The sequence below is a fragment of the Bradyrhizobium sp. genome (assembly GCF_049512235.1).
GTDB lineage: Bacteria > Pseudomonadota > Alphaproteobacteria > Rhizobiales > Xanthobacteraceae > Bradyrhizobium.
Map to the genome: position 1 here is coordinate 1 of NZ_JBEKXH010000203.1, position 11,204 is coordinate 11,204.

The window sequence follows — 11,204 nt, forward strand, 5'->3', positions numbered from 1 at the left end:
GAGAATGTCCAGGCGACCTGCAGCTTCTTGACATTGGCGGAGGTGATCTGATGGAGCTTGGAATAGCGCGTATTGGCGTCGTCGCCGGCCTGCATGACCCACTGCTTGGGATCCTTGGCCGCTTTGTCCAGCGCCTCGTCCGCGCGCGCGGTGTAACCTTGGATGGCCAACAGGCCGAAGATCGAAGTCGTAGCGACTAAAAACTTTTTCATTAGCTTCCTCCCTGGGGTTTTTACTTGGTTTTTACTTGGTTTTTACCTGGAGGGTCGCTGACGCTCCCTGGACAACGCGTAAACTGCCACGGGACGTCGTTCGCCCTCTTTTGGATGATTCTTGGATGATTGTTCTTTCGGCACCGCCACAGCGTTTAGATCTCTAGAGCCGAGACTCTCCGTCGATAGTCTGTCCGTAGGTCTCCAGCAAGAATCCAGGCGCAGCGCCCGCTGATAACAACGGGTCTCCCTGCTACCGTTGCTCGCAAATTCAGTAGAACTCGCAAAGCCGTAGAAAAAGTTTAAGTAACTCTTCGAACTTTAGCAAGCTATGATTTGTCCTGAGGTCGAAGGTTTGTCGCACTGCAATGTAAACGAGAACAGTCCAATGGCCCACTCCGCTGGAAGTGGGACGGCTCGCGACAACTTTGGGGCCGACGAGAGGATGTTGCCTCGTCGGGTCATCCGGCAAGCCCACCACGACATCAGCCCAAGACGGGCATTCGGTTTTGTGGGCATCGTTTTTGCAATGATCGTCGCTCTGATGCTGCCTCCGAGCCGCGGCGCGCAGGCGTCAGAAACCGTCGCGCCATTGCCGATCGCCGAGGCCGCGCCTGGCCTCTATGTTCACATCGGCGGCATCGAAATGATGCGCCAATCAAATCAAGGCGATGCCGCCAATGCCGGCTTCATTGTCGGTGACGACGCGGTTGCGGTGATCGATACCGGAGGCAGCGCGCGCGAAGGGCAGCGGCTGCTGGCCGCGATTCGTGCCGTAACATCCAAGCCGGTCCGCTATGTCATCAATACGCACGTCCATCCCGACCACATATTTGGCAATGCAGCATTCGTGCAGGACGGGACCATTTTTGTCGGGCACAGGAATTTGCCGCGCGCGATTGCGGCCCGCGGCGAGTTCTATCTGAAGGCCTTTCGCCCATTGCTCGGCGATGCCCTTATCGACGAAACAAGGATGGTGGCGCCGACGCTCGTCGTCGACGACGAAATGCGGCTCGATCTCGGCGGTCGAATATTGACGTTGAAGGCTTGGCCCGCCGGACATACCGACAATGACCTGACGATATTCGATATCAAAAGTTCGACGCTGTTTGCCGGCGACCTGCTGTTCGTTGAACATATTCCGGTCATTGACGGCAGCATTCGCGGCTTTATTGCCGACATCGAGCAGTTGCGCCGCCTTCCCGCCGAGCGCGTGGTTCCCGGGCATGGCCCGATTGTCAGCAACTGGCGGGGGGCTGTCGATGACGAGCGACGCTATCTCGATGGCCTCGCCAGCGAAGTGCGCCGCTGCATTGTCCAGGGCATGCCCCTGACCAGAGTGGCCCGGGAGGCCGGGCGCAGCGAAGCTTCGCAGTGGCTGCTGTTCGACGAATACCGTTCGCGCAATGTCATTGCGGCGTTCGGCGAACTCGAATGGGAGTGACGGCAAGGTCGTGCCGGATGCCCTGGGCATGCCACTGGGCATGCCCTGGTGACGCCCGTCTTGCCGCTGGCAGGCGTATCAGATAGACTTACCATCCAATGATTGTGGAAGTGGAACTCGATGATGTCGATCTTCTCCAGAGTGATCGTCCCTGCCCTGGTGACGGCGCTTTATTTGGCCGGACCACTGGCGGCCCATGCGCAGTCCGCCGCCGGCGCGCAGGATCAGCCTTCGGAAGAAACCTGGAACAGTATCAAAGGCGATATCTTCAAGGATCGTCCCATTCTAGACGGCTCGGGCCTCGTGATATTGGATGCGCCCCGGCGCGCCGAGGATGCCGCCATCGTGCCGATCGGGATGCGCGTCGACTTCGCCGGCGACGACAAGCGCACACTGCGGTCGCTGACGCTCGTGATCGACGAAAACCCCGCACCGGTTGCCGGAACCTTTACGATCGGCCCGCATTCCGGCGTAACTTCGATTTCAACGCGGGTCCGGGTCAACACCTACTCCTATGTGCGCCTCGTTGCCGAACTCAGCGACGGCCAGCTCTATGGCGTCAAGGCTTTCGTGAAGGCGTCAGGGGGTTGCTCGGCGCCGGCGTCGTCGAATGCCGACGCCAGCAAGTCGACGCTCGGGCAGATGAAGTTCCGTACCTTCCGGCCGGAATCCGAGGCGCTGCCTGAGGCCCAGCTGATGCTGCGGCACCCGCAGAATTCGGGCCTGCAGATGGACCAGCTGACGCGGCTTTACGTGCCGCCATTCTTTATCGAGAACCTGAAGATCTGGCAGGGTGACGAACTCGTGGTGGCGATGGATGGCGGCATCGCGATATCGGAAGATCCCAACATCCGTTTCAACTACAGGCCGAACGGCGCTGCGAAATTTCGTGTTGAGGCCGTCGATACCAGCAAGGAGCAGTTCCGGTCCGAGTGGGAAGTTGAAAAGTCGATGCTGTAGTGCGCCGCGGCGCACGCCGGTCCGCAGTGACTAGACGACCGATGCCATGAAACCGATCACTTGCAGATGGGTAGAGTGACCAGATCGGACGCCTGTCCGAACTGGTCACGAAACTCATCGCGGCGGCGGAATTGGTGGGTTTCGCGAAGAGCTCAACCCACCCTACGACATCGACTTTCTATCATTCGCATCAAGCAAACGCTGTACTAGAAGCAGCGGACTTCCGCTTCCGCCTGGGCGCGGCGGAATTCCTGCAGCGTTATCCTGGCCGGCTCGGTCGATCGAAATTCAGAACCGACGGGCCCGGTAACCTCTGACATCGAGAGAATGGTCTCGGCGGCCACGTAACGGTCATAAGGGATGATCGACGCGATGACGTCGATCGAACAGGAGCACTTCTCCAGCAATTCGCGCGTTTCGCCATTAGCCTTCATGCAGGCGAAAACATAGTCCGCGCGCGCCGCTGTCGGGTAGTCGTTGAGATCTTGCGCCGACGCATTGGAAGCTGCGGCGCCGATCAAGACCGCCCAAACGCCGCCCCACCGCAACCATACGTGCAAGCAAGCCATCGTCCAAGCCTTTCACGGTTCAAGCCTTTCACGGTTCAAGCCGTTCTCGGGCCAAGCCGTTCACGCCACGCCCCGTGCCACCAAGCCAGGGGCAAAGCTCCAACCGTGGGTTTGCAATGGGTTGTCGATCCGGCCTGCGCCGCCGCTCAGGTCTTTTTGCCGTCAGGCCCGAACTGCTTCAGGTAGGCGATGACATTGTCGATGTCTTCCTCCTTCGGAAGGCCAGGGAAAATCATCTTGGTGCCGGGAACCTTGGCGCGGGGATTTTTCAGATATTCCTTCAGCGTCGCCTCGTCCCAGGTCAGGCCCGAATTCTTGTTGGCGTCGCTGTAGTTATAGTCCGTGGTGCCCGCCTTTCGTCCCACCACGCCGTTCAGCACCGGTCCGACGGCGTTCTTGGCGCCCTCGCCGATCTGGTGGCAGGCCTTGCATTTGAGAAAAACCTTTTCGCCAAGCGCGGCGTCCTGAGCGCCTGCGGCGCCCGCCGAAGCTGCAAGTACAAAGGCGGCAAAGACGTAACCTTTAAGATTTGTCACTGGCCCATCCGTTATTTTCTGCATCCTATGAAATGGCGTGCCAGTCGCTGTGCCGGGACACGACCTGCAAGACTAAAAACCTCGCAGGGACCATGCTCCGCTGATCCGCAGCCAATGTACGCCGCTCGGGACGAGAGCATCAGGCCCGCGCAAGCAATTTTGCTTCGAAACCTGCATCTCACGACGGCGGTGATTTAGTCCGGATCGGCAATTCAGGTCAAGCCGGAGCTTGGTATTGGGCTTGAACATGCCGCCGTCAGCATTGTGTCGGCAGCCAGCGAGCAGCCAGCGTCGCCGACCTTGCTGCAGACCACGCAGTAGGCTAAATGCCGACACCAAACCTTCGGGAGTCTGCGGCGCGGGAAGCTGCCAGCATGAGCATTTTGTCTCGTCGGCTCAACGGTGGTTCGATGGCACGGCGCACGGGTGACAAAATGATCCACCGGCCACACCCGAGCTTTCTGGAATGCCCATGAGGCCATCTGACCTCGCGCAGACCGCCGCCCTTGAAGTCGACCGGGTCAGCCACCGCTACGGCGAGCGGATCGCATTGAATGATGTCAGCCTGACCGTCAAGCAATCGTCCTTTACCGTGCTGTTGGGGCTGAATGGGGCCGGCAAATCGACGCTGTTTTCGTTGATCACGCGGCTCTATGCCATAAGATCCGGTCAGATAAGGATTTTCGGACACAATATTGCGAGCGAACCAAGTGCCGCCCTGAGCAAGCTCGGCGTCGTCTTCCAATCCCGGGCGCTGGATGTCGATATTTCGGTGCGGCAGAACCTGATATATCACGCTGCGCTGCACGGGATCGCCAGCAAGCGAGCCAGTGAACTGATCGCACAGGTTCTGGACCGCGTCGCCATGACCGAACGCAGTTCCGAGCGCGTAGGAAACCTTTCAATCGGGCAGATGCGCCGCATCGAGATCGCGCGCGCCCTGCTGCACCAGCCCCGGCTGTTGTTGCTCGACGAGCCGACGGTCGGCCTCGACGTCAAGGCCCGTGCCGATATTCTCGAACACGTCCGGCGGCTGTCGGTCGTGCAGGGCATTGGCGTGCTCTGGGCGACGCATCTGATCGACGAAGCGGATGCCGGCGATGACGTGGTGGTGCTGCACAAGAGCAGGGTGCTGGCGAAGGGCGCGCTGGGCGAGGTTGTCGAGCGGGCCGCGGGCACTGATCTGCGCGACGCCTTCAACCGGCTGACCGGCGCCGCGGATCAGCACGAATTGGGGTCAGTCCGATGACGGCCGTCAGCGAAACAATGGACACTCACGGCTTCTCTCTGGCGCAGTATTTCATCTGCCTCAAGGGCATTGTCTGGCGCGAGGCGCTGCGCTTCATCCATCAGCGCGAACGCTTCGTATCCGCGCTGGTGCGTCCGCTGGTCTGGCTGTTCATTTTTGCCGCCGGATTTCGCCAGGTGCTCGGCATCTCGATCATTCCGCCCTATGAGACCTACATCCTCTACGAGGTCTACATCGCGCCCGGATTGATCGCGATGATCCAGCTTTTCAACGGCATGCAATCCTCGCTGACGATGGTCTATGACCGCGAGACCGGCGGCATGCGCACCCTCCTGGTCAGCCCGTTCCCGCGCTGGTTTCTGCTGACATCGAAGCTCCTGGCCGGCACGCTGGTGTCGGTGCTGCAGGCCTATGCCTTCCTCCTGATCGCCTGGTTCTGGGATATCGAGGCGCCGCCGCTGGGTTATCTGGCGCTGCTGCCGGTGCTGCTGCTGACGGGATTCATGCTGGGGGCGCTGGGCATGCTGGTGTCATCGCTGGTCAAGCAGCTCGAGAACTTCGCCGGCATCATGAACTTTGTCATCTTTCCGATGTTTTTTGCTTCATCGGCGCTCTATCCGTTGTGGCGGGTCAAGGAATCGAGCCCGCTGCTGTATTATATCTGTCAGCTCAATCCGTTCACCCATGCGACCGAACTGATCCGCTTTGCGCTGTATGAAAAGGTCTCCTGGCCTTCACTGGCCGTGGTGCTCGGCTGCACCGTGGTCTTTCTGTTCGGTGCGATTCTGGCCTACGATCCGGCGCGCGGGTTCCTGGCGCGGCGGGCTGGTCCGGCGGGCTGAAGCGGGTCGCTCAGGTCGCTCGGATTTCAGAAGGTGACCTTCATGCCGGCATAGAAGGCGCGCGGCCGCGCCGGGCTGACCGAGCGCGCGTCGGTGAAGGCCGCGCCGCCATTGGCGAAATTGGGCAGAGCCGCGATGTCGAAAAACGTGCCGTAAGTCGAGTAGTGATTGTCGAAGACGTTATCGACGCGGGCATAGATCTGGACATTCTTGCTGATGTCGTAGGAGCCGTGAACGTTGAAGACCGCGTAGCCCGGAAGTTTGGGCGCCTGGTTGGAGGCGTCGCCGACGAAATACTGGCTGCTGACCAGCAGCATGTCGCCGCCGATCTTCAGCTTCTCGGTCGCGAAATAATCGATGCCCGCCTTGACGCGATGCCGGGGGATCGCGGGAATCTGATCGCCGGGCTGGACAAAGATGTTGCCGTTGGCGTCGGCGAACGGGCTGTTGGAGCCAAGTGTCAGGGCGTCGAGGAAGCGCGCATCGACGAAGGCGTAGGTCGCATAGACCTCGAAGGTGCTGGACTTCAGGTTGGCCTCGGCCTCGATGCCCTGGCGGCGAGTCGAGCCGATGTTCTGGAAATAGCCGAACCCCTGCACCTGGCTTGGAATGGCGAGGATATCGTCGGTGTTGTCGGCGCGGTACACGCCGAGCTTCCATCCAAGCGTCCCGATGTTCAGGTCTCGGGTGCCGCGCAAGCCGGCCTCGACGGTGTGGGACACGACCTGCTTCAGCGGCGGATCGGACACCAGGAATGCGGCGATGACGCAGGGCTGCGCGGGATTGGCGCAACCGAGTTCCAATGGGGTCGGCGCCCGGTTGGCTTCCGAATAGCCGGCATAGGCGGTCAAACCGGGCGTGATCTTGTAGGTACCGCCGATAATCGGATTGAACCGCGTGTAAGTATCGCTGCCATTCAGCGAGGTGCCGATTTGATCCTGCAGATCGATATTGGCGACATTGAAACGGCCGCCGCCAGTGATGGAAAACGCGTTGGTGACGTCGAAGGTGTCGAGGGCATAGAGCCCGGTATACTGATTGGTGGCGCGGAGCGAGACCGGGCCGATCGAAATCGGGTTGCCGGACTGACCGAGAAATATTCCGCTGCCGCTGACGACATAGTCCGAACCGATGGTGCCCAGTTCCGCGCTGGCCGAGAAATGGGTCACGCTGTAATCGAGGCTGGCTCCGACCACGAAATGATTGTTGTGGCCGAACAACGGATCGGTGTTGGTCGCCTGCAAGGACAGGCCCGTCGTGGTCGAATGGGTCGAGGTCCGATCGTTTTCTCCCAATATGGCGTTCGGACCGAAGGTGTTGGGGAGCTGAATCCCATCCAGGCCGAACGCCGGCGCGCTGCCGTCGCCATAACAAAGGTGCGTCGAATCGGCCGTGCATGGCTGGGTGCCGGTCGGATTGCCATCCTGGGTCTTCTGATCGAAAATCCTGACATGCCCGACGCCTTCGATGGTCCAGCTCGGCGTGGCTTCGACTTTACCGGTCATATTGACATAGCCGACACGATTTTCCGAGGTTTGTGGTGTGGTGTAGGTCGCACCGTAATATTGCTGGAGTAATTCGACCGGCACGGTGGCGGCCGCACCGAAATCATTGTCGGCCACGCCCACATTGACGTGGAATTCGGCCTGATCGTTCTTGGCGCCGATGTCGCCATAAAAGCGCCGGACGTTCGACGCCGAGAAATTTCGAAAGCCGTCATCGTGCAATCCTTCGAGCGCGCCGTAGACGGCAAAGTTGTCGACCTGCTTGCCCCACTGCAGCGAACTCTGGACCCGGCCGAACGAGCCGCCCATCGTGTCGATCTCGGCGCCCTGGTAGTTGAAGCCATTCTTCATCTGCACGTTGATTGCCCCGCCGAGCGCATTGAGACCGAACGCCGGATTGTTGGCGACCACGCCCAACGACCGGATCGCCGCGGTCGGAATCAAGTCCCAGTTGACGGTGTCGCCGAAGGCCTCGTTGATGCGTACCCCGTTCTGGTAGACCGCCAGCCCCTGCGGGGTGCCCGATACCGGAGAAGCCACAAAGCCGCGAAACTGGACGTCCGGCTGGAAGGGATTGCCGGCGACCTCGTTGACGACGATCCCCGGCACCCGCTGCTGCAGCGTATCGGTGACGTTTGCGGATTGCGTCCGCGCGATTTCGCTGGAGGAGATCGTCGTGACGCTCGCCGGCACCTTGTCGGCATCGATGCCGGTACCGGCCAGCGGCGTCGTTGCGACCACGGTCAGCCTCGTCTGGGGGATGTCCGAACGCGCTGGTCCCGCGCCCGGCGCGGGACGGGCGGCAACTGGTTTGGGTGGGGCGACCACCGTGACCGCCGGCAAGACAGTGCTCGGAGCTTCCGGTTTGGGGCTTTCCACTTCCTGCGCGGCGGCGCGTCCGGTCGCGGCAAAAATGCATACCGATGCCAGCCACACGGATCGTACGTTTATCAAGCGCCTTCCCATTACTTGATCCGTCTTTCCGCTCGCGCTGGTCGATAGGGGAGCCATGCTAGGAGATCAACCGCAGATCGGCACCCCCGAAGCGATGATTTCTGGCGGGAAAATTAGGTCGCGCCGTCGGGAAAAAATCCCGATGCCAGAACATCGCGATGCCCCGGGGAATGGCCTATCCAGTTGGCCTATGTTGGCTCGAGCAGATCAGATTGTGGTATTCCGCAGGGAACCAAGGCTTCCACGGTCACTCCCTGGCTGGTTGACGCCACGGTCATGGTGCCCCCCAATGCCAGCACCCGTTCCCGCATGCCGATCATACCGAAACCCTGCCGATGATCGGCCGGAAGGCCGGCGCCATTGTCGCGTACGCTGACCCTTATCGCCTCCGGGTCGAGCAGGCCGGTGCGGACGGCCGGCTCGACCCGGATATCGACGCGGGTCGCGCAAGCGTGGCGGAAGACGTTGGTCACGGCTTCCTGGATGATGCGGTAGATCGTCAGTTCCGCGGTCTCGCCGCGCGCGCCGAGGCAGGGCGATATCGATGTTTCGATCGCGACGCCCGGATGGCTTTCCCGCCAGAGCCGCATCAGCGCAGCCAACGCATCGCCCAGCCCTAGTTCCGCCAGGCCGACCGGGCGCAGCCGCTCAAGCACCCGCCGATTGAATTGCTGCAGCGCATTGACCTGATCGAACATGGCGCCGATGTGCTTGCGCAACACCTCGAGGTCAGGCGCCGACGTGTCGGCCAATTGCCGGAGCGAGGAGGCGTGCGCGCGCAGCGCAAACAGATAGGGCCCAAACTCATCGTGCAGATCGCGGGCGATCTCCTTGCGCTCGGCATCCTGCAGCGAGACCATGCGCTCGGCGAGATGCCGTTTGTCCTCGACAGATGTCCCCAGCACGGCTGCCAGATGGTTCAGCTTGCGACAGATCGCGGCCAGCTCGGGCGAGCCCGAAGGCCTGACGCGGGTGTCATAGCGGCCTGCCTCGATGCCGGTCATGGCGTCCGCGAGCGATTGGATCGGCTGCAGCGCGCGGCTGACGACACTCATCGTGATCAGAAGCAGCGCGGCTGATATCGCGGACCCGACCTCGATCTGGGTGATGATGCCGTCCCAGATCTCGGCGATTTCGTCGGTCGGGTGCGAGGTGATGACGAGCGATCCCAGTGACCGGCCGTTGACCACAATCGGCACGTCGACCGTGGTCTGCTCCGGATGAATCAGCGTCACAAACCAGCCGGGAGCCTGCCGCTCGCCGGCGCCGCCGGAGGGCGCGGCAGGTTGCCCGCTCGCGGCCGGATCCCGGCGCGTGATGCTGACATGGCGCAGTTGCTTGAGACCCCAGACGATCTGGTTCAGCCTCGCTTCGGGGTCAGCTGCATCGTTGAGATCTGACAGCAAGGTCTCGACGAAACCGCGCGCCAGCCTGACCACGCTTTGATCTTCGGCCACAACGCGCGGCGCAGCCTCCAGCAGCAGCCGTGCGATATTGATCCCGAGGCCAAGCACCATGACGAGCGCCACCAGCGTATTCAGCCGCGCACGCAAGGAGAGCTTCTGCCACATGGAAATGCCCCACACCGGCCGCGACTCCACCTGAGCCGCAAGGCGTTTTGAACGGTAGCGCACTCCTTCCGGAATGCCATAGTTGCCGAGGGTGGCGGAGGCCGGCGATGCATGGTATCGGGGCTCCGCCCGCGCCGATCATATTGTTGCGCTGCAACCCAACTTGCAGCGGCCGGCCCTGAGGCACACGGACCGACATCGATGCGCATTCTGATCGTGGACGATCATCCCATTGTGGCCTCGGGCTGTCGTGCGCTGTTGGCCGGGCAAGGCGATGTCGAGATCCTGGAGGCCGCGGACGCCGAAAGCGGCGAGCGGGTTTTTGTCGGCGCGCGGCCCGATATCTGTATTCTCGACATCAACCTGCCCGGCGTTTCCGGCTTTGAGCTGGCGCGGCGGCTTTTGGCGCGTGATGCAGCGGCCCGGATCATCATGTTCAGCATGAACGACGACCCGATCTTCGCCGCGCGCGCCATCGAGGCAGGTGCCAAGGGTTATGTGTCGAAATCCGGCGACCCCGGCGATCTCGTCGAAGCCATCAGCAGGGTTGGCGGCGGCGGGGTGTTCCTGCCGCCCGCGATCGCTCAAAGCCTGGCCTTCGCCGGACCGGGATTGGCCGAAAACCGCCTGGCGAAATTGACGGCGCGCGAGATCGAGATTTTGCGGCTGCTGGGTACCGGCAAGAGCCTCTCCGAGATCGCGTGGATGATCAATGCCTCCTACAAGACGATCGCAAATACCTCTTCGATCATGCGCCAGAAGCTCGGCCTGCGCTCGTCCGCCGAACTGGTGCGCTTCGCGATCGAAAGCGGGCTTTCGTGATTTGGAGCGTCAGGTCGGAGAGTCCCGCGCTGCGATGATGCGATCGGGAAAGCCTTCGCCTCGCAGCCGGTCCAATGTCCAGCCCGGGCAATCCTCGCGGACCTCGTGCCGTACCGCGACGATCCATTCGTCGAGGGATGAGAGACCGAGCATCATGCGCAGGGGGGCGAAGGACATACGGCGCGCCGCCCTTGTCCTTGACGCCGCATGGCCTTCGGCGGCGACGACGATGGCCCGTTCCAGAGTGCTCATGTTTCGCTTTTCTTCGGTCCTTCAATGTCGGTCAAGCAGGGCGCCCACTAGGGGCACCCCTACGTCGATCCCTCATACGCGCTGGCTTAAGAACTCGTGTCCCGGACGCTGGCCGCGTAGACGGTGGGCTCCCTCTCCCCCCAAGCCCCCCCAAGCGAAAGCGTAGCTTTCGCGGGGGCGGGAGAGGGTTGGGGTGAGGGGGGCGCCGCATCGGGACCGCCCGAGTGGTCCCCTCACCCCACCCTCTCCCGCGCTAAAGAAGCGGGGAGAGGGAGTGAGAGAGTTGGG

General features: G+C 61.7%; 10 protein-coding genes and 1 pseudogene. 5 read left to right on the forward strand and 6 right to left on the reverse strand.

From position 1 onward, the window contains the following. Positions 1 to 212 (reverse strand): annotated as a pseudogene (locus tag ABSG20_RS19100) (PQQ-dependent dehydrogenase, methanol/ethanol family); the annotation flags it as partial. 544 nt (positions 213 to 756) lie between these two features. Between ABSG20_RS19100 and ABSG20_RS19105 the strand changes: the two are divergent. Beyond that, the gene (locus ABSG20_RS19105) at positions 757 to 1,656 is read left to right on the forward strand and encodes a quinoprotein relay system zinc metallohydrolase 2 (protein ID WP_423866073.1); all 900 of its coding nucleotides are present in this window, start codon (positions 757 to 759) and stop codon (positions 1,654 to 1,656) included. A gap of 123 nt (positions 1,657 to 1,779) precedes the next feature. Further along, a complete protein-coding gene (locus ABSG20_RS19110; RefSeq protein ID WP_423866074.1) occupies positions 1,780 to 2,616 on the forward strand; it encodes a quinoprotein dehydrogenase-associated SoxYZ-like carrier in 837 nt (278 codons plus the stop codon). A 206-nt stretch (positions 2,617 to 2,822) separates the two neighbouring features. On the opposite strand, the gene ABSG20_RS19115 is transcribed toward ABSG20_RS19110, so the two are convergent. Continuing rightward, on the reverse strand, positions 2,823 to 3,185 hold the full coding sequence (locus ABSG20_RS19115) for a hypothetical protein (RefSeq protein ID WP_423866075.1): 363 nt from the start codon (positions 3,183 to 3,185) through the stop codon (positions 2,823 to 2,825). Between the two features lie 146 nt (positions 3,186 to 3,331). Further along, a complete protein-coding gene (locus ABSG20_RS19120) occupies positions 3,332 to 3,745 on the reverse strand; it encodes a c-type cytochrome (RefSeq protein WP_423866076.1) in 414 nt (137 codons plus the stop codon). Positions 3,746 to 4,193: 448 nt separating this feature from the next. Here ABSG20_RS19120 and ABSG20_RS19125 point away from each other — a divergent pair, with 448 nt between their 5' ends. After that, complete coding sequence (locus ABSG20_RS19125) at positions 4,194 to 4,970, forward strand: ATP-binding cassette domain-containing protein (RefSeq protein WP_423866077.1); 777 nt, start codon at positions 4,194 to 4,196, stop codon at positions 4,968 to 4,970. Then, positions 4,967 to 5,812, forward strand: coding sequence for an ABC transporter permease (locus ABSG20_RS19130; RefSeq protein ID WP_423866078.1), 846 nt, complete (start codon positions 4,967 to 4,969; stop codon positions 5,810 to 5,812). The genes ABSG20_RS19125 and ABSG20_RS19130 overlap by 4 nt, the downstream gene beginning before the upstream one ends. A 26-nt stretch (positions 5,813 to 5,838) precedes the next feature. Here ABSG20_RS19130 and ABSG20_RS19135 read toward each other — a convergent pair whose 3' ends face one another. Then, positions 5,839 to 8,283 carry a TonB-dependent receptor gene (locus ABSG20_RS19135; protein ID WP_423866079.1) on the reverse strand — a complete coding sequence of 815 codons (2,445 nt, stop codon included), beginning with the start codon at positions 8,281 to 8,283 and terminating at the stop codon, positions 5,839 to 5,841. 176 nt (positions 8,284 to 8,459) lie between these two features. Next, entirely contained in the window at positions 8,460 to 9,842 is a 1,383-nt protein-coding gene (locus ABSG20_RS19140; protein WP_423866082.1) for a histidine kinase, read from the reverse strand. A gap of 201 nt (positions 9,843 to 10,043) precedes the next feature. Here ABSG20_RS19140 and ABSG20_RS19145 point away from each other — a divergent pair, with 201 nt between their 5' ends. After that, positions 10,044 to 10,664 (forward strand): response regulator transcription factor, encoded by a 621-nt coding sequence (locus ABSG20_RS19145; protein ID WP_423866080.1) that lies wholly within the window; start codon positions 10,044 to 10,046, stop codon positions 10,662 to 10,664. Positions 10,665 to 10,673: 9 nt separating this feature from the next. Here the strand turns inward: ABSG20_RS19145 and ABSG20_RS19150 are convergent, their stop codons facing one another. Beyond that, on the reverse strand, positions 10,674 to 10,916 hold the full coding sequence (locus tag ABSG20_RS19150; RefSeq protein WP_423866081.1) for a hypothetical protein: 243 nt from the start codon (positions 10,914 to 10,916) through the stop codon (positions 10,674 to 10,676). Positions 10,917 to 11,204: the final 288 nt, after the last annotated feature.